We start from the raw sequence: 23,205 nt of genomic DNA, 5'->3' as shown, positions 1-23,205 counted from the left end.
AAAACCCCAATTTTCAAAGAAAACTGGGGTTTTTCGCCAAAATTTTCGGGAAAATTAAAAAATCTGCTGAGGAATATATTTAATTTGCCCTAATGTGGTGCATTATGCACCTATTTGTGGCATATGTAAATATTTTCTTATCAGGCAAGTAGCAATATTTATATAAGTATGTAATTTAAACAATATAAATTGGGGGCCTTCATAGAAATAGTCCTGCATTATTTTGTTGAGATCTTTAAGTGAAACAGAATTTTCTATTTAAATGGCTTGCTTAACTGCAATTTATAGATATTCAAAGTTTTTAACTGCACTCAATGAAAAGCGGTTTGCTACTATCTGGGGAAAGAATAAAAATGAAGTTGAAACCCTACAAATATGCACTGGACTTTAAAGCTTTAGTAAAGAATTTAGATTTTTTTAACTTGTATTTGAAAAAATATTGTAAGTGGTTGATAGGATGGGAATATTTGAAAATGTTGATTAATTTTTAACTCTTTTTAGATCAAAATCGTGTAATATATTTATATATAATTTGAGTATGATCATAGGTCATTTGGTATGTATGGTGAGTAATTAATTTATGTATAAATTACGCTCGGAACATATCAGCCGGCGACTGTTTTGGTCGATGATCATTATCGCACTGTCTCTTTTGTTTTTATCTGTTCCTTTAATTGTCAGTAGCTATCACAGCTATCAGAAAGCAGATCGTGCCTTAACTGAAATTTCTGCGCTTCGTGCGGTGGCAGATTTAGCCAATAAGGTTTCCCGGGAACGGGCACCGGCCAATAAGGTGATGTCGAGCAATGCCGACGAACTTGAAGCAAATATAAAAGAATTAGAGGTTTATCGAAAAGAAGTCGATTTGCAGATTGAGCAAACTCGTGCAATTTTAAATGCAGCAGGTTTTATTGTTCAGGCTCAGGCATTATCTTCCCATTTAAAAGTGACTTTGGTACAGGGTCGTAATGCAGTCGATGCTTATGGTGCTTTACCAAGCTCTGCGCGTAGTGCAAAACAGCTGGACCAGGCTATTCAGCAAATGTTTAAGGCTTGGGATAGCTGTGATGAAATTTTACATCAAGTCGTGGAACATGCTGAAGCTAAAGGAACTTCGGTTTCGGACTACTACACATTGATTTTAATTCTGGCAGATTTGCGTGATCAGGCGGGTCGCACTGCATCGAATGTTATGGCCGCGGTCACATTTAATGAAAAAATTCCTGAGGATAATTTGGCCCGGTCGTTACAGACGCAATATCAGGCCAATTATTTATGGGAGCTGGTCAATACGGTACTACCTGAACAAGGTAAGATTCCAAAATATTCAGCTTTATATCAGCAAGTAAAAGCACAATTTTTAGATCAAGGCATTCCAATTGTTGCTCGCCTGATGAATGAAAGTATACACAATCAGGCGTACTCATTGACTGGTACACAACTCACAGAGGCAATGGTCGATAAATTTGTAACGGTGGTTAATCTTCAAAACTATGTTTTGGATTACAGTGTGCAGGTGGCTCAAACCCAGAAGGAACAAGCCCAGCAAAAATTAATTTTAATTTTATTGGTGGCACTGATTTGTTTGGTCACAGTTATTTTTACCATGATCTATGCGCGGAATCATGTTTTTATACCTTTAATTAAAGCCAGAAATACCATTATTCATCTGGCACAGCATCAGGTTATAGAGACTGAGCGGGAACAATTTGCTGAGCCAGTCACGTTATTGGATGCCCTTAAAGACTTAAAGCGAGTGCTACAGCAGCGGGATGCGCTGGAATTTCAGCTCAGAAATATTGCCAATACGGATACTTTGACCGGGGTGTCTAACCGTTTAGCTTTGGATGAATATATTCGTTATCTGGAGCATAAGCCGAATCAATTTAAGCAAACCGGTTTAATCATCTTCGATGTGGATGATTTTAAGCATGTGAATGACACTTTTGGGCATATTGTCGGTGATGAAGTGATTAAACTGATTGCAGAAAAATTACAATTTAATGTACGCATTTCAGATTTAGTGGTTCGTTATGGTGGTGATGAATTTTTGGTTTTAATTGAGCAAACTACTTTTGAGGATGCTTGGGTTGTTGCGAATAAAATTCTTCAAGAAGTTAGCAGTTCTGAACTGTATATCGCTGAACTGAACCAGAATATCCATGTTTCTGTCAGTGCCGGCGTTGCGGTAGGGGCAGCATCGTGGATGGCATTGCTGGAAAAAGCCGATAAGTCTTTGTTTCAGGCCAAGGAAAATGGCAAGAATAAAGTCGCGGGGTGATGTAGTTTCACCCTCTATTTATTTAGTTTTCTCAATTAAATAATTAATAAAATTGGTGCAGGCAACCAACATAAATTTGGCATCGATATAACTTAGATTTGGTTCTTCTAGCATGGCATGGCGAATACCATCCGCATCAGAAGTATAGCCATAAAGTTGACTTAAGCTACCTTTTAATGATGCATGTAATCCATGTTTATCTTCAATGATTTTTAGTGCCTTTCCAAGTGTTGCTTTATCTTCATTAGTGACAATTTTGCAGATAGATTCTACAGCACTAATCGATTCTTTAATTGAATTTCGATAGTCTGGTTTATGACGATCTGACATCAGTTTTAAAGCTTGATTCAAATGTTGCTGAACACCTGAATATTGATTTGTATTTTTGAAAGCTTCTTCAATAGACTGGATTTCTTGTTCGGATATTATTTCTGTAATTTTATTGTTTATCACTCGATAGGCAGAGTTTTCTTCCTCTAAAATTTTATTTATATCTTTTATAAATTCCCCTTGAAGCTCTTCAAAAGGATAATTTTCTATGCAAAATTCGAAAAAATCATAAATTTCATACCAATGGTATTCTTCAAAAAATAGTGACTCAATTTCATTCAGACAAATTATGAGTTCGTCGGGAATTTGGTCAACTCTAGATTTCAAATGAGAGTGATAAAAATGTGCAAAAAATGAATTTAGATTGCTATCACGTATAGGTGAATTTATTTGAAGTTTTAATTTTTTTCATATTTATTAAAAATATAAAAAATTATGATATTCCATAATCTGTTAAGTAAAGCATCATCCATGGACTCTTTTTGAATAATTTCACGAACTGGCTTATATCCATTTATTTCAGAAAACCGCATTCTATCCCCAGTAAATCTAATTTTCTATTTATGCTTTTTTAATCCTCCCTAACCCTCCTTTTTCAAAGGAGGGAATTCCCCTCTTTTTAAAGAGGGGTTAGGGGAGATTATTTATTTCAACAACGGCTTCAAGAACTTCGCAGTATGTGAAACCTTAGATTTCACCACTTCTTCCGGCGTACCTTCAGCAATAATCATCCCGCCACCGGCACCGCCTTCAGGACCCAGGTCAATCACCCAGTCGGCAGTTTTAATCACATCCAGATTATGCTCAATCACCACAATGGTATTACCCTTGTCGCGCAGCTGATGCAGAATGTCGAGCAGCTTGGCAATGTCATGGAAATGCAGACCTGTAGTCGGTTCATCCAAAATATATAAGGTTTTACCCGTATCACGCTTCGCCAACTCACGTGCCAGTTTCACACGTTGTGCTTCACCACCTGAAAGGGTAGTCGCAGATTGACCTAAACGGATATAACCGAGGCCCACTTGGGTTAAGGTTTCTAAACGGCGGTGAATGACAGGGATGGCATCAAAGAAATGCATGGCATCTTCAACAGTCATGCCTAAAACATCAGAAATGTTTTTACCTTTATAACCCACTTCCAAAGTTTCGCGGTTATAACGGTCGCCATGACAGGCATCGCAAGGCACATACATATCGGGCAGGAAATGCATGGCAACCTTAATCATGCCGTCGCCTTCACAGGCTTCACAACGTCCACCTTTCACGTTAAACGAGAAACGACCCGCGGCATAACCACGAGCTTTGGCTTCAGGCGTTTGTGCAAACAATTCACGAATCGGGGTGAACAAACCTGTATAGGTCGCAGGGTTAGAACGTGGCGTACGTCCAATCGGACTTTGGTCAATATCGACGACTTTATCGAGGAATTGCAAGCCATCAATCGAATCAAACTTTTCAGCAGTTAAAGTGGTTGCACCATTCAATTGCGTCGCGGCAAGCGGTAACAGGGTACGGTTAATCAGTGTGGATTTACCTGAACCTGAAACGCCCGTCACACAGGTCATAATGCCTAAAGGAATGGTCAAATCGACATTCTGTAAGTTATGACCTGCAGCGCCCATCAACTTGATTTTTTCTTCAGGTTTTGGCGGTTGCGTGCGAACTTCAGGCACTTTAATTTTTAATTTGCCTGAAAGATATTTGCCTGTAAGCGATTCAGGATTTGCCAAAATTTCTTCATAGGTGCCTTCGGCAATAATATGACCGCCATGCACACCAGCACCCGGTCCAATATCAATAATATGATCGGCTGCTCGAATCGCATCTTCATCATGCTCGACCACTAAAACTGTATTGCCTAAGTCACGCAGGCGAACCAGAGTTTCAAGCAGACGGTCATTATCACGTTGATGCAGGCCAATCGATGGTTCATCGAGGACATACATCACCCCCATCAAACCGGCACCAATTTGCGAAGCTAGACGGATACGCTGTGCCTCACCGCCAGACAAGGTTTCAGCAGAGCGGGAAAGGCTGAGATAATTCAAACCCACTGAAACAAGGAAGTGCAGACGTTCACGGATTTCCTTGAAAATCTTGTCGGCAATTTCACCTTTGGCACCTTCAAGGTTTAAATCCTGATAGTAACTTTCGGCATCACCAATCGACATTTTGGTAATCTGCGCGATGGTTTTGTCTTTAACCCGGACGTTACGTGAAATTTCATTCAGACGTGAACCGCCACAGGCATCACAGGCAGCATTGGATAAATATTGTGCTAAATCATCACGGACATAATTCGATTCAGTTTCACGGTAGCGACGCTCCAGATGTGGCAAAATTCCTTCAAAAGGTTGCACACGTTTATGCTGACGACCACGCTCATCGATATAACTTAAATCAACTTTGTCTTTACCGGTTCCGTAAAGGAATTTCTTTTTGGTGTCGGCATCTAACTCATTCCACGGCGTATCCAAAGAAAAGCCAAAATGCGCTGCGACTTTTTCAATCATGCTGTAGTAATAGGGACGCTGTCTGTCCCAGCCACGAATCGCACCTTGGCTAATCGAAACTTCAGCATTGGGAATCAGCTTTTCTGCACTGAAATGGCTACGCGTACCTAAACCATCACAGACCGGGCAGGCGCCAAAGGGATTATTGAATGAGAACAGGCGTGGTTCCAGTTCTGCAACTGCACGGTCACATTCAGGGCAGGAGTGCTTGGCAGAGAAGACCCGTTCAGGTTGCTCACCCTTCATCCATGCCAAAATGGCAATATCGCCACCTAAACGCAGCGCAGTTTCAAATGATTCGGCGATGCGATTGCCCAAGTCATCACGCACTTTAAAGCGGTCGACCACCACTTCAATGGTGTGCTTTTTCTTTTTGTCCAGTTCTGGCGGCGTATCAATTTCAATAATTTCGCCATCTACACGGGCACGGACAAAGCCCTGACTTTGCAGCTGTTCAAACAGGTTGTTGTATTCGCCTTTACGCTCACGCACCACTGGCGCAAGTAGCATCAAGGCTGTGCCTTCTTCCAGAGTTTTAACTGCATCCACCATTTCTGAAACGGTTTGTGCCACCATGGGCAAATCATGCTCAGGACAATAGGGTGTACCGACGCGTGCATACAACAGACGTAAATAGTCGTAAATTTCCGTGATTGTTCCCACAGTTGAACGCGGGTTGTGGCTGGTCGATTTCTGCTCGATGGCAATCGCAGGACTTAGGCCTTCAATCGAGTCGACTTCAGGTTTTTCCATTTGCGAAAGGAACTGGCGTGCATAGGCAGAAAGTGATTCCACATAACGGCGTTGACCTTCGGCATATAAGGTATCAAAGGCAAGGGATGATTTACCTGAACCCGAAAGCCCCGTAATCACCACAAACTTGTCGCGTGGAATATCGAGAGACACATTTTTTAGGTTGTGGGTACGTGCACCTCGAATACGGATGTGACTTTGGCTCATGCAATGATCCTAGAAAATTCATCAAAAACGTATATATGATAGCGCATGAAAAATGTTCAAGCTTTATTTAATGAAAATAAAACGTCAGTCTGTGTCGGGCTACTCAAGGATTTAAACTGAAAGCATGGGAATGGTCTTTCTCTGCACCTGCAAGTCATACATTTAGATATTGAAATTCAGTATTTCGAGCGATTCCTCGTTAAAATGCAAAATATCCTTTAAAGAATAAAAAATGGAAATCTCATGATGATTGCACAAATTCTTATTGCCCTGATTGCAGTGTTGCATCTCTATATTTTAATTTTAGAAATGTTTTTGTGGGATAAGCCCCCAGGCATGAAAGCTTTTGGCAATACTGCGGAAAAGGCAAAACTCACCAAAGTGCTGGCACAAAATCAGGGTCTGTATAATGGCTTTTTAGTGGCAGGACTGATCTGGTCGCTACTTGCGCCTGCAAGCTATGCTGCGGCACTGGCGAATTTCTTTTTGGGCTGTGTGCTGGTTGCTGGGATTTATGGCGGTCTTACTGCAAGTAAAAAAATTATTTATATTCAGGCATTGCCGGCACTGCTTGCCTTGATTGTGTTAAATGTCCTGTAAATGGACAGATTGGCATAGAATTCATGGCATCAAACCTTTGCTTGTTGGATCTATTTGCATATGTTGTCTTTATTTTTGAAGTGTATCTTGGGTGCTGTCGTGGTGCTGCTGATTTCGATACTTTCCAAGAGTAAAGCGTTTTATATTGCAGGTTTGGTACCGTTATTTCCGACTTTTGCCCTGATTGCCCATGTGATTGTGTCACAGCAGCAGGGTGCGGCAGCTTTACAGAAAACCGCTTTATTCGGTTTGTGGTCTTTGATTCCCTATGCCTTCTAGCTGTTGATAGTTTATGTATTGGCAACCAAGATATCGATGTGGTCGTGCCTAGGTATAGCGACTCTATGCTGGATTGTGGCTGCGGCAGGGCTGATTTATGGCTGGCAGATGTTTCAGCAATAAAGAAGAAATCCCTCCCAACCTCCCTTTAAAAAAGGGAGGAGATTGAAAAGCTTAGTCTTTTAGATCAGGAGGCTAAGGGCAGATAAAAATCATTTTGCGATACGTTTTCCCTGTTCAAAATAGATGGGAACAACTCATTTCTTCGGGCTTATGCCTGATCCAAACCCAACCATTGTCGTTGATCATAGGCACTATCCCAGAACAGCCATTCCAGTTTGGCCGCTGTGGTATAGGCATGATGCATTTTCTCTAAAGTATCTGCATCACAACGTGCCGCGACTTTATCAATGGTGGCAATCACCTGAGCTACCGCCTGATTAAATTCTTCACCTGCATAGGTGTCAATCCAGGCCTGATAGGGATTGTTGGGAATGGAATGTTGGACAATGGCTTTACCTACTTCCGCATAAATCCAGAAACAGGGCAGTAATGCAGCCAGAACCACTGGATAACTTTCTGACCAGGCCATGGCCGTTAAAAATGAAGTGTAGTGATGGCATGCCAAGGTCAGTGGCGTGGTTCTAAACTCTGCTTCGCTGATGGAAAATTCCTGCATAAAGTCAGCATGCAGGCTGCGTTCAACCACAATGGCAATTTTTGCAGCATCAGCAAACTGCATCACATCCTCAGCAGTAAAGGCTTTTGCAGCACAAACTGCCAGTGCACGACCATAAGTCAGTAAATAATGCGCATCCTGAATGACATAATGACTAAAAACGTCTTTGCTCAAAGTCCCTTGTGCAAGTTGCTGGTTAAATGGCAAGGCTAAAGTTTTTTGATATAAAGCTAAATTTCGCTGCCATACATCTTGAGAAAAGCTCATGTCATCATCCTGTCGATATTAAAAGAAGAATTTACAGAAAGCGGGACTATAACAAGAGTTTTCAGCTCAAGATATGCAGCAAAAAAAATAGTGTATTTGTACCCAAAAAAAATCATACGAAGAACTTTGGCTTAATATCAAAAAGCCGTCATAATTATGCGCATAAAATCTTAAGTACTTTTTGTAAGTTTTACCGAATTCACTCGGTATAAATCTCTATTTATAGGTCGATCTATCATGATGAAACATTTTGGTTTCTCAATCATTTTTACGATCGTGTGTCTGGCTATATCTGCATATTGGGGCTTTACGCATGGCCCGGAAGCAGGTGTCAAGACCATGCTCACAGCACTGACCATTACTGCCATCCTGGCCGTGATGGAAGTATCGCTTTCTTTCGATAATGCCGTGGTGAATGCCTCTGTACTCAGAGGCTGGAATCATTTCTGGAAAATGATTTTCTTGACGGTTGGGATCATCATTGCCGTATTTGGTATGCGTTTAGTCTTCCCAATTGTAATTGTTGCCGTGACTGCGGACATGGGCATGATGGAAGTGGTCAGTATGGCGCTGAATGATCCGATTAGTTATTCTGAAAAGCTGATGGCTCATCATGCGGAAATTGCAGCCTTTGGTGGCTCATTCCTGTTACTGGTGTTCCTGAATTTCTTCCTGGATAGTGAAAAAGATACCCACTGGTTCAGATGGTTGGAAGCGCGTTTATCCAATCTGGCCAACGTACCTGCAATGTCAGTATTCCTGGCTTTAATTGGCTTGCTGATCATGGCAGCAAATGTAGAACAAGCCACACGTCTAGCCGTAACGATGGCCGGTATCTGGGGGATTGTGGTCTACATTGGGGTTCAAGTACTGAGCCACCTGTTAGGCGGTGAACCTGAAATTGATGAACAGGGCAATGCGGTCGGTCACGATGCCAGTGGCGCTGCAACAGGCGTGATTAAAGCCGGTTTTGGCGGTTTTATTTATCTGGAAGTGCTGGATGCATCGTTCAGTTTTGATGGTGTAATCGGTGCTTTTGCCATTACTTCAGACGTTGTAATCATTATGCTCGGTCTTGCGATTGGTGCGATGTTCGTGCGTTCCATGACTATTTACCTGGTAGAGAAAGGTACATTGGATGCCTACGTTTACCTTGAGCATGGTGCACATTATGCGATTGGTGCCTTGGCCCTGATTATGCTAGCCAGCGGTACTGGTGTGCATGTGCCTGAAGTGGTCACCGGTTTAATTGGTGTAGCCTTTATTGTGTGGGCAGTCATTGCCTCCATTCAATATAGCAAACGTCAAGAACGAATCGGTTAATCGTTTTTTAAGAAAACCGAGTACAATAGGGGGCGCATGAAAATGTGCCCTTTTTTTATGGTGGTTCATTCCTGAATAAATCAGCATCTGTAACAATGAATGTTGTAGGATAATCCATCGAAATGAAACTTATAGATCCAAGCCAATTGATATGATGAATGCTTTAGAACGCCGTTCAACCTTTGCCTTAAGCAGTATTTTTGCACTGCGTATGTTGGGCCTGTTCATGATTATTCCTGTATTTTCAGTAGCAGGACAGTCATATCAAGGGGCTACACCTGCGCTGATTGGTTTGGCGGTTGGGGTGTATGGTTTAACTCAGGCCATTTTACAAATTCCATTTAGTTTGCTGGCAGACCGCTTTAGCCGTAAGCCTCTGGTCATTCTGGGCTTGTTGCTGTTTGCACTGGGTGGTGCAATTGCCGCAATGTCTGAAACCATTTATGGCGTAATTGTAGGGCGTGCCATTGCCGGTGGTGGTGCAGTTTCAGCAGTGGTGATGGCACTTTTGGCCGATGTGACCCGTGAAGAACAGCGTAGTAAAGCCATGGCTGTGATGGGTATGAGTATTGGTGTGTCCTTTATGGTGGCCTTCAGTCTGGGGCCTTGGCTGACCAGTCTGGTGGGAATTTCCGGCCTGTTTTGGGTCACGACCATTATGGGACTGGCAGCAATCTCGATGTTGCTTTTGGTTCCGAAAGTGACCCGTCATCATAAAAATTACCAGCAAGGTTATCTCGCGCAACTGAAACAGGTATTGAAAATGGGCGATTTAAACCGTCTGCATGTTTCGGTATTTGCGCTGCATTTATTGCTGACCGCGATGTTTATTTATATGCCATCGCAACTGATTCAGTTTGCCGATATTCCATTGGCCAGTCATGGTCTGGTGTATTTGCCACTACTGATCATTAGCTTATTTTTTGCCTTCCCGAGTATTATTTTGGCGGAAAAATATCGCAAAATGCGCGGTATTTTCCTGACTGCGATTGGCGGGATTATTTTAGGCTTGCTGGTACTGATTTTCGGTTATGAGTCCAAATATATTTTACTGCTAGGTTTGGGATTCTTCTTTATTGCTTTTAACGTGATGGAAGCTTTATTGCCTTCATGGCTATCCAAATCTGCACCGATTCAGTCCAAGGCAACTGCGATGGGTGTCAATGCCAGCAGCCAGTTTCTAGGTGCATTTTTTGGTGGCATGATTGGTGGTCAACTCTTGTTACTAAATAATACTTCAATGGGTTGGAGTATCTTGGCAGCACTCGCAATTGTCTGGTTATTGATCAGCTTTGGTTTGGCCCAGCCTCGTTATCTTTCCTCATTGGTATTGCCTTTACCAGAGACGAAACAAACGGATGAGTGGACTTCTCAACTTTTGGCAATTCGTGGTATTGAAGAGGTTGTGGTAATGCCCGATCAGCAATTTGCTTATGTTAAAATTGATAAACAGCTTATAGATGAAGCTGCGCGACAAGATTTAACGCAGTTGTTGGGTAAAGAGGTAGCCATTTAAGCATAACTCTTATAAAGTAAAATACAGAAATAAATAGGAAGTGTACGTCTGATGCGTGGTGTTAATAAAGTTATTTTAGTTGGAACTTTAGGTAAAGATCCTGAAACAAAAACCTTTCCAAATGGTGGTTCTCTTACTCAGTTTTCGATTGCAACGAGTGATTCGTGGACTGACAAAAATACCGGTGAGCGTAAAGAGCAAACTGAGTGGCATCGTATTGTGTTACATAACCGCCTAGGTGAAATTGCACAGCAATATCTACGTAAGGGTTCTAAAGTTTATATTGAAGGTTCATTGCGTACGCGTCAGTGGACAGATCAAAGCGGTCAAGAACGTTACACTACGGAAATTCGTGGTGAACAAATGCAAATGCTGGACAGCAACCGTCAGCAAGGTGAACAAGGTGCAGACAACGGCGGTTTTAACCAACCTCGTTTTAACAATAACCAAGGTGGCGGCTATAACAATAATAACAATAACCAAGGCGGTTATGGTGGTGCTAACCAAGGTGGTTACAACAACCAAAACAATCAGAGTAGTGGCTATGGCAACAACAACCCAGGTGGTTTTGCGCCAAAACAACAGCCTGCACCAGCGCCAGCAGCGGCTGCACCGGCAGATTTAGATGATGATCTACCATTCTAATCGCAATTAAAACGGTAAATCGTCTTCAAAACCCTCCCATTGCGGAGGGTTTTTTAATGGGTAAATGATCAGTAATTTTTATTTCTTGGCAGAAACCCACATGGTGATGACGGCACGAAATACAACGTCCTGAGCCGTGTCTTTGACTTCAACCTGCACTAGGTAGTTACTGCCTGCATTCCACGGGAAATGGGCTTGCAACGGTGTGGCAACTGCAATTAAATCGGTGTTGGCTTTTTCAGATATTCCACCTGCATGCCTTTGGGAATCCAGCGATGAGTAGCAGGTACGGTGGCATCGGTCATGGTTCCTCCGGCAAGCTCTGCCATATTGCACATGGCAATAGCATGTACCGTGCCCAGATGATTCAGCACAGCGCGGTGCTTTTTCATCTTGATTTCGCAGTATTCCGGTTTTAGTCTTTCAAACAGCGGAGAAATACTGCTGAAATAAGGGGCTTTTAAGCACAGCATTTTCGAGAATGTCCATTTGCCTGCCGGTTTATTTTCTAAAGCTTTCCATATTTTTAGGGCTTGGCTCATGAGAATTGTCACTACCACTCCAAGCGCATATAAGCAGGCATTGATTGATGCCGCCTGGCAATCCATTGCACAGTTTCGCTCTTATTCTTAAATCGGATACAGCAATTAAACAGTGAAACAGGATAGAATTAATTGATCTAAAAATCCGATAATTTTTATAAAAAAGTACGGTTTTACCTATTTGATGATCTTTCGTATTCTAGCTTCACAAGATAAGCAATCCCAGAAACGAGCTAGAGGAATATCTCATGAGTTTAATCAATACTGCAGTGAAACCATTCAACGCAACTGCTTATAAGAATGGCGAATTCATTCAAGTGTCTGAACAAGACATGGTCGGGAAATGGTCGGTGGTGTTCTTCTATCCTGCAGATTTCACTTTCGTTTGTCCAACAGAACTCGGTGATTTGGCAGATAACTATGCTGAATTCCAGAAAATGGGCGTAGAAATTTATTCAGTATCTACAGATACCCATTTCACCCACAAAGCTTGGCACGATTCTTCAGACGAGATCAAAAAAATCCAGTATGCAATGGTCGGCGACCCAACCTGGACTTTGGCGAAAAACTTTGAAGTGTTAATCGAAGCTGAAGGCCTGGCTGACCGTGGTACTTTCGTGATTGACCCGGAAGGCAAGATCCAGATTATCGAAATTAACGCTGGCGGTATTGGTCGTGATGCGCAAGAACTTCTACGCAAGGTTAAAGCAGCACAATATGTACATGCGCACCCCGGGGAAGTTTGTCCGGCTAAATGGAAAGAAGGCGATGCAACCCTTGCTCCTTCAATCGACCTGATCGGTAAAATCTAATCTCATATTGAGATGATTTCCTTCAAAAAAATCTAGGACTTCGGTTCTGGATTTTTTATATCTGTGGTTTGCAAATTAAGGCCTATAGCCGGGGTGATCTTTGGCTAAATCCCTTAAACCTTCAATCAGGTAATCAATCAGCTTTTCCATCACCAGACGTTGTCCTTTACGCGAAGCATAAACCAGCTGTACTGTACCTAAATTCGAACACCATTCCGGTAACACATGAATTAGCTTGCCTTGCTTGATATCCTGTTCAACCGCCAAATAGGGCAAGTCGGCAATGCCTAAGCCATCACATACGGCATAGTAGACTCCTTCCAGATCATTGCTTTTGATGCGGGGCTGTAGTGGAATATCTATGGCTTCATCATGTTCGCGATTGTGAAAATGCCAGTAATATTGTGATTTTTGCGTGCCGAGCACAATACTCGGAAATTCATGCAATTCGGTGAAATGCTGGATTTGTCGTCCTTGTAGCAGTTCCGGACTGGCCACCAGACAGTGCGTGGTTTTAATCACGTCACGGACAATTAAACTGGAATCTTCATTGGCCTGAAAATTGGTACGAATCGCTAGGTCGATATCATCATGCAGCAGATCGACACGGCGGCTGGTCAGCTCCAGTTCAATCTGGACTTTGGGATAATCTTTTAAAAATTGATTGAGCAAAGTTCGTACCTGAAACTGCATCATTAGCGCAGGACAGCTGATTTTAATCAGGCCTTGTGGCTCACTTTTTTGTTTCAGCAAGACATTATTGGCACATTCGACCTGAGCAATGACCTTGCAACATTCCTGATAAAATTCCTGTCCCAGAGCAGTCACCTTGAAATGACGGGTGGAGCGTTGAATCAGGCTGACATTAAACTGGCTTTCCAGGTCTAAAATGCGGCGGCTGAGTTTTGATTTGGTGATATTGCTGGCTTCACTTGCTGCACTAAATCCGCCGTGTTTGACCACCAGGAAAAAGTAATAATAATCATCAAATGAATGCATACATCATGCTCAGAACAGGGTTAGATTCTTATCATTCTATCTGAAAATCAAACGGATAAACGATAGGATAAAACTGCAAAAACAAGAAAGCGATCCGAAGACCTCTTATTTTAAAAGACCATGATTATTTTTGACCACTGTGCTGGTTATAGCTGTTGATCAGGTTGCGATAATCAGGAATGTGATTCGAGAACAAAGTACCCAAACCTTCAATGTCATTACGCCAGTCACGGTGCAATTCACAGGCAGCGCCAAACCAGGTCATCAGTTGCGCACCGGCGTTGGACATGCGGTCCCAGGCAGAATCACGGGTTAAATGGTTAAAGGTGCCGGATGCATCGGTAATCACAAAAACTTCAAAATCTTCTTCAAGCGCTGAAAGTGCAGGGAAAGCCACGCAGACTTCGGTCACCACACCGGCAATAATCAGCTGCTTTTTGCCTGTTGCTTTAACTGCTTTAACAAAGTCTTCATTGTCCCAGGCATTAATTTGACCTGGGCGGGCAATATACGGTGCGTCCGGGAACATCTCCTTCAGTTCAGGAACCAGTGGACCATTGGGGCCCTGTTCAAAACTGGTGGTTAAAATGGTCGGAAGATTGAAATATTTGGCAGCTGCGGCAAGTGCCAGTACGTTATTTTTAAATTTGTCAGGATCGATGTCACGCACCAGTGAAAGCAATCCAGTTTGATGATCGACTAATAAAACTGCTGCATTATTTTTATCTAAACGAACATAGGGTTTGCCCATTTTTCTATTCCTCACTGTGATGAAAAGCATACTGACATCAACCGAAAATAACAGTGTGGTGATGTCATGATATTTCTTATGCTAAGTGTGAAAATGGGACAATAGAAGTGTTGATTACGAGAAGATTAATCATGAAAACAGGATAATTTATAAAGATGAGCCTTTATTTTAAATATTTAAACTTGATGATTATTCTATAAAGTCATTTTGTCTTATTCATGGGACACTGTGTATTGAGGTCGCTATATATTCAGAACAATGAACGCACTAATATAAGCTCATGTTCATCCTATCGAGAATATAGGAGTTTGAGATGAAAAAAGTTATTGGCGTTTACCGTAACCAGAACATGCATTGGGTGGGTGATGGCTTTCCGGTTAAGAACCTGTTTTCCTACGACCGTTTAGGCCAGGCGATCAGTCCATTTTTACTTTTGGACTATGCAGCACCCTACCATTTTAGCCCAACGACGCAGCAGCACGGTGTCGGTTCGCATCCGCATCGCGGTTTTGAAACAGTCACCATTGCCTATCAAGGCGAAGTCAGCCACAAAGATTCAGCTGGCGGTGGTGGCACCATTCAAAGTGGCGATGTGCAATGGATGACTGCCGGTGCAGGTTTGGTACATGAAGAGTTTCATTCACCAGATTTTGCTAAAAATGGTGGCCTGTTTGAAATGGTCCAGCTTTGGGTGAATTTGCCGGCAGCGGACAAAATGACTGCACCCAAATATCAGGCCATTGCAGCAAAAGATATTCCTGTGATTGAGCTGGAACAGGGCGCAGGACATATCCGGGTAATTGCCGGCCGCTATATAAACGATCAGGCAGAGCATGTTGGTCCCGCTGCAACCCATAGTCCTGTGAATGTCTGGGATGGCGAACTCAAGGCAGAGCATGTGCAGCATATTCATGTGCCGGTCGACCACAATGTGCTGCTGGTGGTGCTGTCAGGTGAAATGCAGTTGAACGGAACGCAGCATGTGCAAGACAGTTCTATTGTCATGTTTGCTCAAGATGGTGAAGCCGATATTCAACTGGAAGCGATTAAAGACAGCAAATTTTTGCTGCTCACCGGCCAACCTTTGAATGAGCCAATTCAGGGCTATGGTCCCTTTGTGATGAATAGCAAAGATGAGATCGTTCAAGCCTTTAACGACTTTAATAGCGGCAAGTTTGGTGAGATTCCGGTTGCCAGTTAATTTTAGCTATTCATTGGTCACTCGAAAAATAAAGAAGCCCCTAAATTTTTAGGGGCTTTTTGCGAAATAAATTTTCTTGTTTTTACAGCATTTGCATAGTTATAGGTGGTTAAAAGTGGATATGCTAGTCCAATTATTATGTGATGCATCATAGTGATATTTTTGGGTTTTGTAAAATGATCGTTATAATATTGGTTAATATATATATGCTTTTTTAAACAGTTTTATCTGTTAATATTGTAAATTTTAATAATACATTGAATTTATTTTATGTTATTTGTTGTGTAAATAAATGTAAGAAAAATTTCTAATTCCAATTATGATGACTTTTGTTAAAAAAACATATTCTGGAATATTTTAATACCCCCTTTTAATCTCGCTTGGTTCATAATTTCAAGAATCATATGTGTAACTGACGGATAATAATTTTGGATATTGCAGTTATTGGTAGTGGCATGGCTGGGCTAGCTACTGCAAGAATTCTTAAAGATGCAGGGCATAGCATCACTATTTTTGAAGCTCTACCGGGTCGTGGTATGGATAGCCATAGCATTGAATTCGAAGGCGGCTTAATTGATGCACCTTTGCGCGTCATGAATCCGCATTTGTGGCAAAATACCCTCAGTCTGGCAACTTACTTGGGAATCAAAACCTTTCCTGTACGCACTTATATGGCATGCAGCTGGTTGTTTGAAGACCGTACTGAAACCTGGCTGACCACTTCGCGTAGTCGCATTGGTAATTTCCCGATTATTAATAACCGGAAAGGACTGCAACAATACGGTTGGCGCCTGGTAAAAGGCATGCTGCAACTGAAAGCGGCCATCACCCGATTCTTCAAATCAAAGAACCAGGATATTACTCTGGCTGAATTTATTAATAATAATGATATTGAAGAAGTGTTCTGGCATGGCGCAGTGATGCCAGTGCTTTATACCATTTGTACCTGTAATCCGAAAACCATTGGCGAATGGCCTGCAAAACCTTTATTGATGTTCTTGCGTCAATTGACCGATGGCGATACTTTGTTACGTCTACAGGGCGGGACACCGGCACTGGTCGACAAGCTGATTGAAGGCATTGAAATTCATAATACTTCTGCCATTACCCAGGTCAAAGAACAAGAACAGGGGGTTGTAGTTGAAAATGCGTCGGGTGAGCAACGCATTTTTGATCGTGTCATTGTGGCGACACCGACCAATAAAATTGAAACATTTTTAAATAATGAACAATTTGCAGACGATATTATACTGTTAAAGCAATTCAAATTTGAACAGGGTCAATTGGTGATTCATACCGACCAGACCGTCATGCCACCTAAACGTAAAGATTGGGCGGTGCTCAGTTATATGATGGACCGTAAATTTACCCGTCAACAGTTTACCGTATGGCTGAATTCGGTTGAGCCAAGCTTGGTCGGCAAATCGCCGGTATTTCAAACCTGGCAACCGGTAACTGATATTGACCCGAAAAAAATCATTTCATCCGTGACCTTAACCCGTGCTGTGGTGGACTCACAAACAGTGGCTTTAAATAAAGAGCTGCAAGCCCGTCATAAAGATCTAAACCGTAAAGTGTACTATTGTGGCTCTTGGTCTTGTGATGGTTTACCACTTTTAGAATCGGCAGTGACTTCAGCAATGAATATTGCGGAAATTCTTAATGCCCCATTGCCGTTTGTTGGATTAAAACCTAAAGTTGAGGTTGCCCCACAACTCGGCTACTAAAACATGAAATGGCTTCAAGCGATTCGTCAGCAGTTTCCAAAACATAAATATGCAATTAATGCAAAACAGTTAGGGGATGATGCCGTACTCGCCTGGAGTAATCTGGGTTATTGGGATGATGCAACGTTGTCTTATCCAGAAGCTTGTGCCCAGTTGGCAGATCAATTGGCGCAAGCGGTCGCTTTAAATGCAAATGATTGTTTGCTGGATCTAGGCTGCGGGCAGGGGGCAAGTCTGCTGCACTGGCAACAGCACTATCAGGTTCGGCATATTGAAGCAGTAGAGTTACAATCCAGCTGCGTGCAGCAAATTCAACAGCATCTTCCGCAACTTGCAGCCATCTATCAGCAATCCTTTTTAAATTTAAAACAGATTCCTTTCAAGCAGCACTTTGATGTGGTGCTATGTATTGATGCTACTTATCATTGCAATTTAAATTCATTTCTTGATTCAGTGGAGAGTATTTTAAATTCAAAAGGCCGCTTGGGTATGCATTATTTAATGTTGTCTGAGCAATGGCTGAATTTAAGCGCAGTGCAAAAGCAGAAATATAAATGGTTGTTAAAAGCTGCCGATGTGCATTTAGATGATTTAATGACGGTATCGGCATTAGAACAGACATTCCGGCAGCATGATTTTACCGATATAACCATTCGGGATTTATCGCCTGCCGTTTTGCAGGGCTTTGCAAATTACATTCAGCAATTACCCCAGCAAAGTACAGGTCTGGATGCCTTTAAAATTCGCATGACCGCAAAGCTCTGTCATAAGCTGTATGTAGATGGTCTGGTCAAATATGTGCAAATCACGGCGCACAAACCCTAAAAAATTGGCTATTGAATATTCTAGGTTTTAAAAGTAATCATCTAAAAACAACAAAGCCTCACTAAAAAGCGAGGCTAAGTATAAAATGGTGCCGGCACACGGATTCGAACTGTGGACCTACTGATTACAAGTCAGTTGCTCTACCAACTGAGCTATGCCGGCAACGTGCAGAGAATAATAGCGATTTTTTTTGAAAACGCAAGCCAAAAAATGAGCGGTTGGATTTGGTGAATGGATTTGGAAATTCTCAGTCATCCTCTACATCCGCTATTTACCTTCATGTGCTTTTGTCATTGAATCGGTTATTTGCTCCTTAAAATCTGATCCAGGTCTTGTGCACATTCTTCCAGGGTTAAAGCCATATCGATTTGCATTTGTGGTTTAAGTTCATTGGCAAGCTTTCGCCACTGTTCAATGAGTCGAATCGCTTTTTGAATTTTATGTTTATTCATATCCTTGGCAATCGTTGGAGTATAACCACCACGTTTAGCATTCTTGATTTGTTTGACATAATTATTGCTGGTATTCATATCTACTCCCGAATAGCAGTTTTTCTATGTGTTCAATGTGCTGTTACAGGTCGACTTAAGGCTCTGTTATATGATTGTTATCATAGAAATATTGCATTTATATGATCATATCTCGACAGTTTTTTTACCTTGTGAGCTTGAAATAATAACGTGCAGTAATTGTGCCATTTAGGTGAGATGTTAATGAAAGATCAGACTTTGCAGGCTTTTGGTAATCAATGTGAAGCTGATTTCATCGCGTTTGTTGCAGATCAATCATCTAGAGATATTACATTTACAATGATGGAAATTGAAACATGGCTGGAGTTGGAAGATTAAATTTAAGGCGTAGATTAATGCTGATGTAGCGCAGTGATCAATGGCAATACACAGGATAGATAAACATGACTGAACAAGATAATTCACAACCAGATCAGCAAAAACAGCCTGTTCCTTTAATTCAACATCCTGATCAGCAGAAACACCCTAATCCACCCAACCCTCAACCGGACCAACCCGACCAGCATATCGGGACAGCCAATCCGCAAAAAAATCCGGATGAACAGCCTGAAAATCCAATCAGACAACAGAAATAAAGGATCTTCTGTGGGTCTTGAATGAGGAATCCCATTCTTATCATTTCATCGGTAGCGATAAGTGATTTTTTTCTGGCAAAGTGCCCGGATGAGGGGTGCTTATCAATAGGTCAATAGGCTTAAGGAGAATATATAAGATGACAAAACGGACCAGAATGATCAGTACTGTCGTGGTACTTATGTTTATCGCCATTGCTGCATTGCTGTATTTTCAGTCCAACAAAGAACAGGAATTTGGTGGCTTTGAGGAGGGTACAGAGCAATACTATGGCTATCGCTATGCACAAGACAATCTTAAATCTGTAGATCAATGCGATGATGATAAAGATGATCCGTCCATGAATTTCAACGAGGCGTTTTTTCAGGGATGCCAGAAATATTTTGAAGATAAATAAGGCTTCAAAAGCAGTAAATATAAACCGTCTGTTGCTCAGTTCTTTTCTGTTTAAATCATTTTTAAATATAAATTATATAGAGGCGAAATTGGCTGCCTAATGTGACACCCGTTAGCTTGGTCTGAGCTTATTAAGTCGCAGTAGAGAATATAAAAACTTCAATCTTGACGATTTTTCCCAGTTTATTTTCACGGTTTTAGAACCGCTGGGTATTTTTGCTGAATGGTATACGATAAAAAAGGCCTAAACCATTATAGTTTAAGCCTTTTTTCACTGCTTTGGATTGCAGTTCTTTCGAATTTGGCGGTGAGAGAGGGATTCGAACCCTCGATACGCGCAAACGTATACACACTTTCCAGGCGTGCTCCTTCAGCCACTCGGACACCTCACCATTGCGCCGCGATAATAGCGAAAAAAAGCCCTTCTGCCAAGTTGAAACAATTGATTTAGAGCAAAAGTTTTTGCTCAGTGATATCATTGCGAAAAAATAGTGTTCAAAACGAAGACGAAATATGCAAAGTACTGCACAAAAAGCCGCATTGCCTGCGATTACTCTGGCAGCATTAGGGGTTGTGTTTGGAGATATTGGAACCAGTCCACTCTATGCATTGAAAGAATCATTCCATACAGTACATGGCTTGGGGATTAATCCTGAAAATGTATTGGGTATTTTGTCGATTATTTTTTGGACCATGACACTGGTCATTACCATTAAATATGTCGCGATTGTTATGCGTGCAGATAACAATGGCGAAGGCGGAATTATGGCGCTGTTGGCCTTAAATTTGCGTAATACGAATTTTAGTGATCAAAAAAAGTTACTGTTAATTGCGATTGGTTTTATTGGTGCTTCCCTGTTTTTTGGGGATGGCATCATTACCCCCGCAATTTCAGTGTTATCTGCAGTTGAAGGGCTTTCTATCGCTACAAATGTTTTAGACCCTTATATTGTGCCAATCGCCATTACGATTGTGACCATATTGTTCATCATGCAAAAGTATGGAACAGCCTTTGTGGGGAAGTTTTTTGGTCCATTAACTTTATTATGGTTTTTAGCACTCGGATTCTTGGGAATCTCCAGCATTATTCAGACTCCTGTGGTTTTGGGGATGTTTAGTCCACATTGGGCTTTCCAGTTTATTGTCACTCATCCCTTAATGACCTTCTTTATTATGGGCGCGGTAGTATTGACCGTGACAGGCGGGGAAGCCCTGTATGCCGATATGGGCCATTTTGGTCCTGTTCCTATTCGTTTGGCATGGTTTTTTGTGGTGTTACCTTGTTTGTTAATCAACTATGCAGGTCAGGGGGCATTATTACTTCGCGATCCAAGTGCAATTCAAAATCCATTCTATTTGTTGGTCCCTGAATGGGCCCTATACCCCATGATTTTTTTGGCAACGATGGCCGCGGTCATTGCCTCTCAAGCTGTTATTTCAGGGGTGTTCTCTTTAGCACGTCAAGCCATTCAATTGGGTTATTTACCACGACTGACCATTAAGCACACCTCAGATTCAGAACAGGGACAAATTTATGTGCCTTTACTGAACTGGGTTTTGCTGGCCTCTATTATTGTACTGATCTTGATTTTCCAAACCAGTTCACGCTTATCTCATGCTTATGGTCTGGCTGTGACCATGACCATGTTATGTGACACCTTACTGATTGCTGTGTTTATTCGTTACACATGGAAATGGAACCTACCGAAACTGATGCTGCTGATTATTCCATTTTTGGTATTGGACTTGGTGTTGGTGAGTGCAACCTCACTCAAAGTATTCTCTGGGGGGTGGGTTCCACTGTTGATTGGTGGAATTGCTTTCCTTCTATTAATGACATGGAAAGAAGGGCGTGAACTGACCTTCGCCAAGCTCCAGCAAGATACCTTACCTTTAGATATATTCGTGCAAAGTATTGATGAGCAAGCCAATTGGGTAGAAGGGGAAGCCATATTTCTCACGGGTACTCCCACAGTGGTGCCGCATGCCATGTTGCATAATATGAAGCACAATAAAGTCTTGCATCAGAAAAATATTATTTTGACGGTTAAAATTCAAGATGTTCCTTACGTCGCTGATCAGGATCGGTTCCAAGTAGAAATTATGAATCGGCATTTTTATCGGGTTGAGCTATTTTACGGTTTTAAAGATGAGATGAATATTCCGCAGGCACTCGAAGCGGTCTACCAATCGATTGAACTCGAATATAATTTGATGCAAATCAGCTTCTTTGTTTCGCGTGAACGAATTATTAGTACAGTGGGTGACGGTATGGCCTCTTGGCGTGAAAAGCTGTTTATTTCGATGCAGCGCAATACCAGTCCGGTGAGTGATTTTTATCGGATTCCTCCCAATCGTGTGGTTGAATTAGGTAGTCAAATCGAAATATAAGTTTCAGATCGTGTAGACAATAAAAAACCAAGGTGGAAAATCCTTGGTTTTTTATTTGGAGGATGAAAGCCTGAAAAGAGTGTGATTAGTTCTCTATTGCGTCAGCCACTGGCACTTCAGGAGATGCATTGACTGGTGCATCTGTAGCATCAGCTTCAGGTGCTGCCTGTACTGCGTCATTTGGCTGTGTAGCTTCAGGTGTTGCTGCAAATGCTCCATTTGTAGCAGTCGCGTCAGCAGTATCTACTGGTGTTGCAGCTGCCGCTTCTTTATTGCCCATTTGTTCAGCTTGTTGGGCGGCTAATTCGGTATCGGGTTGCATTGGATCTACATTTTCAGATGCAGCCTGAGCGGTTTGCTCGGTAGCAGGTGCATTTGCCTGTTCTGTAGCCGGGTCAACGGCTTGTACCGCGGTATTCATCTCAGTACCTTGAGCTGCAGTTGCATCTGAAGCGGAGGTGGTTTGTGCTTCGGTTTCAGATGCAGCTTGGGTGGCCTCAGCATTTTGTGCTGTGGTTTTGAGCTCGGCAGTTTGTGGAGCGGCTTGGGCTGCAGTGGTATCCGCAGCAGCATTGCTTTGCAATTCGGTTTCAGCACCAGCTGGGTTAGGTTCAGCAGCAACTTGGCCTGCATCAACAATACGGATTTGACCGCTGGCCACTAAATCTTGAATGGAACCGGCTTGACCATTGACCGTAGTGTTAACTTTGACTTGAGATAGGCTTTCTAAAGTATCACCCGGTTGAATGGCGGGTTCTGCGAATGCCGTTGCACTCATCATTCCTGTAACTAGACTCAAACCTAAAAGCTTAAAATGCATAAAATACTCCGTAGAAATAATTATCTAGAATTTTTGCGTATTTTTACCTTGTCATAAGCATGCTCGGTTTTTCAATCAAACATACGTAAAGCTATTAAGACTTGTTAGAAAAGCTTTAGAAAATTAGACATACTGTTACAACAACTGTGCTTTTGTTGAACAGTTTTAGGCTAATTGTTAAGCAAATAAATTTTGCTACATATACTTCATTTTCTCTGCTTGTTAAGCTCGTGAAAAATGGG

At 42.0% G+C, this 23,205-nt stretch carries 19 protein-coding genes, 2 tRNA genes and 3 pseudogenes; 14 read left to right on the top strand and 10 right to left on the bottom strand.

Annotation, left to right across the window (positions count from 1 at the left end; all coding sequences use genetic code 11):
* Positions 1-580 precede the first annotated feature (580 nt).
* On the top strand, positions 581-2,281 hold the full coding sequence (locus B9T29_RS03920; RefSeq protein WP_086174664.1) for a GGDEF domain-containing protein: 1,701 nt from the start codon (positions 581-583) through the stop codon (positions 2,279-2,281).
* Between the two features lie 18 nt (positions 2,282-2,299).
* Here B9T29_RS03920 and B9T29_RS03915 read toward each other — a convergent pair.
* Together B9T29_RS03915 and uvrA are read right to left on the bottom strand one after the other, a co-directional pair.
* A pseudogene (locus tag B9T29_RS03915) lies at positions 2,300-3,144 on the bottom strand (AbiJ-NTD4 domain-containing protein).
* A gap of 111 nt (positions 3,145-3,255) precedes the next feature.
* Positions 3,256-6,087 carry an excinuclease ABC subunit UvrA gene (gene uvrA / locus B9T29_RS03910; protein ID WP_086174663.1) on the bottom strand — a complete coding sequence of 944 codons (2,832 nt, stop codon included), beginning with the start codon at positions 6,085-6,087 and terminating at the stop codon, positions 3,256-3,258.
* A gap of 246 nt (positions 6,088-6,333) precedes the next feature.
* Between uvrA and B9T29_RS03905 the strand changes: the two genes are divergently transcribed.
* Together B9T29_RS03905 and B9T29_RS03900 are read left to right on the top strand one after the other, a co-directional pair.
* Positions 6,334-6,687, top strand: a complete 354-nt coding sequence (locus B9T29_RS03905; protein WP_086174780.1) for a DUF1304 domain-containing protein — start codon at positions 6,334-6,336, stop codon at positions 6,685-6,687.
* 60 nt (positions 6,688-6,747) lie between these two features.
* A pseudogene (locus B9T29_RS03900) lies at positions 6,748-7,089 on the top strand (GlpM family protein).
* A gap of 148 nt (positions 7,090-7,237) precedes the next feature.
* On the opposite strand, the gene tenA reads toward B9T29_RS03900, so the two are convergent.
* Positions 7,238-7,912 (bottom strand): thiaminase II, encoded by a 675-nt coding sequence (gene tenA / locus B9T29_RS03895; RefSeq protein ID WP_086174662.1) that lies wholly within the window; start codon positions 7,910-7,912, stop codon positions 7,238-7,240.
* Between the two features lie 237 nt (positions 7,913-8,149).
* Between tenA and B9T29_RS03890 the strand changes: the two genes are divergently transcribed.
* The 3 genes from B9T29_RS03890 (at position 8,150) to ssb (ending at position 11,396) form a co-directional block, all read left to right on the top strand.
* On the top strand, positions 8,150-9,235 hold the full coding sequence (locus B9T29_RS03890) for a DUF475 domain-containing protein (protein ID WP_086174661.1): 1,086 nt from the start codon (positions 8,150-8,152) through the stop codon (positions 9,233-9,235).
* Positions 9,236-9,386: 151 nt separating this feature from the next.
* Positions 9,387-10,751 carry an MFS transporter gene (locus B9T29_RS03885; RefSeq protein ID WP_086174660.1) on the top strand — a complete coding sequence of 455 codons (1,365 nt, stop codon included), beginning with the start codon at positions 9,387-9,389 and terminating at the stop codon, positions 10,749-10,751.
* 51 nt (positions 10,752-10,802) lie between these two features.
* On the top strand, positions 10,803-11,396 hold the full coding sequence (gene ssb / locus B9T29_RS03880) for a single-stranded DNA-binding protein (RefSeq protein ID WP_086174659.1): 594 nt from the start codon (positions 10,803-10,805) through the stop codon (positions 11,394-11,396).
* 78 nt (positions 11,397-11,474) lie between these two features.
* On the opposite strand, the pseudogene B9T29_RS03875 reads toward ssb, so the two are convergent.
* A pseudogene (locus B9T29_RS03875) lies at positions 11,475-11,938 on the bottom strand (hotdog fold domain-containing protein).
* A gap of 248 nt (positions 11,939-12,186) precedes the next feature.
* On the opposite strand from B9T29_RS03875, the gene ahpC reads away from it, so the two are divergent.
* The gene (gene ahpC / locus B9T29_RS03870; RefSeq protein WP_086174658.1) at positions 12,187-12,750 is read left to right on the top strand and encodes an alkyl hydroperoxide reductase subunit C; all 564 of its coding nucleotides are present in this window, start codon (positions 12,187-12,189) and stop codon (positions 12,748-12,750) included.
* Positions 12,751-12,825: 75 nt separating this feature from the next.
* On the opposite strand, the gene B9T29_RS03865 is transcribed toward ahpC, so the two are convergent.
* Together B9T29_RS03865 and ycaC are read right to left on the bottom strand one after the other, a co-directional pair.
* Complete coding sequence (locus tag B9T29_RS03865) at positions 12,826-13,749, bottom strand: LysR substrate-binding domain-containing protein (RefSeq protein WP_086174657.1); 924 nt, start codon at positions 13,747-13,749, stop codon at positions 12,826-12,828.
* 124 nt (positions 13,750-13,873) lie between these two features.
* Positions 13,874-14,500: an isochorismate family cysteine hydrolase YcaC gene (gene ycaC, locus B9T29_RS03860; protein ID WP_086174656.1), complete on the bottom strand. Its 627-nt coding sequence runs from the start codon at positions 14,498-14,500 to the stop codon at positions 13,874-13,876.
* A 313-nt stretch (positions 14,501-14,813) separates the two neighbouring features.
* On the opposite strand from ycaC, the gene B9T29_RS03855 reads away from it, so the two are divergent.
* The 3 genes from B9T29_RS03855 to B9T29_RS03845 all read left to right on the top strand — a co-directional run bounded on the left by B9T29_RS03855 (position 14,814) and on the right by B9T29_RS03845 (position 18,253).
* The gene (locus tag B9T29_RS03855; RefSeq protein WP_086174655.1) at positions 14,814-15,701 is read left to right on the top strand and encodes a pirin family protein; all 888 of its coding nucleotides are present in this window, start codon (positions 14,814-14,816) and stop codon (positions 15,699-15,701) included.
* Positions 15,702-16,129: 428 nt separating this feature from the next.
* Complete coding sequence (locus B9T29_RS03850) at positions 16,130-17,428, top strand: FAD-dependent oxidoreductase (RefSeq protein ID WP_213033295.1); 1,299 nt, start codon at positions 16,130-16,132, stop codon at positions 17,426-17,428.
* Positions 17,429-17,431: 3 nt separating this feature from the next.
* Positions 17,432-18,253, top strand: coding sequence for an SAM-dependent methyltransferase (locus B9T29_RS03845; RefSeq protein ID WP_086174654.1), 822 nt, complete (start codon positions 17,432-17,434; stop codon positions 18,251-18,253).
* 86 nt (positions 18,254-18,339) lie between these two features.
* Here the strand turns inward: B9T29_RS03845 and B9T29_RS03840 are convergent.
* Positions 18,340-18,415: transfer RNA gene (locus tag B9T29_RS03840), tRNA-Thr, on the bottom strand.
* 140 nt (positions 18,416-18,555) lie between these two features.
* Positions 18,556-18,783 (bottom strand): hypothetical protein, encoded by a 228-nt coding sequence (locus B9T29_RS03835; protein ID WP_086174653.1) that lies wholly within the window; start codon positions 18,781-18,783, stop codon positions 18,556-18,558.
* A 183-nt stretch (positions 18,784-18,966) separates the two neighbouring features.
* On the opposite strand from B9T29_RS03835, the gene B9T29_RS16715 reads away from it, so the two are divergent.
* The 3 genes from B9T29_RS16715 to B9T29_RS03825 all read left to right on the top strand — a co-directional run bounded on the left by B9T29_RS16715 (position 18,967) and on the right by B9T29_RS03825 (position 19,753).
* Entirely contained in the window at positions 18,967-19,101 is a 135-nt protein-coding gene (locus B9T29_RS16715; protein ID WP_265733359.1) for a hypothetical protein, read from the top strand.
* A gap of 65 nt (positions 19,102-19,166) precedes the next feature.
* Positions 19,167-19,358, top strand: a complete 192-nt coding sequence (locus B9T29_RS03830) for a hypothetical protein (protein ID WP_086174652.1) — start codon at positions 19,167-19,169, stop codon at positions 19,356-19,358.
* Between the two features lie 137 nt (positions 19,359-19,495).
* Positions 19,496-19,753 carry a hypothetical protein gene (locus B9T29_RS03825; protein ID WP_086174651.1) on the top strand — a complete coding sequence of 86 codons (258 nt, stop codon included), beginning with the start codon at positions 19,496-19,498 and terminating at the stop codon, positions 19,751-19,753.
* A gap of 301 nt (positions 19,754-20,054) precedes the next feature.
* Here the strand turns inward: B9T29_RS03825 and B9T29_RS03820 are convergent.
* Positions 20,055-20,144 (bottom strand) — tRNA-Ser (locus tag B9T29_RS03820).
* Positions 20,145-20,265: 121 nt separating this feature from the next.
* Between B9T29_RS03820 and B9T29_RS03815 the strand changes: the two genes are divergently transcribed.
* A complete protein-coding gene (locus tag B9T29_RS03815) occupies positions 20,266-22,143 on the top strand; it encodes a potassium transporter Kup (RefSeq protein WP_086174650.1) in 1,878 nt (625 codons plus the stop codon).
* Between the two features lie 85 nt (positions 22,144-22,228).
* On the opposite strand, the gene B9T29_RS03810 is transcribed toward B9T29_RS03815, so the two are convergent.
* Complete coding sequence (locus tag B9T29_RS03810) at positions 22,229-22,963, bottom strand: hypothetical protein (protein WP_086174649.1); 735 nt, start codon at positions 22,961-22,963, stop codon at positions 22,229-22,231.
* Positions 22,964-23,205: the final 242 nt, after the last annotated feature.

Source organism: Acinetobacter sp. ANC 3903 (assembly GCF_002135315.1).
Classification (GTDB): domain Bacteria; phylum Pseudomonadota; class Gammaproteobacteria; order Pseudomonadales; family Moraxellaceae; genus Acinetobacter.
This window is presented reverse-complemented; position numbering and strand designations above follow the sequence as displayed.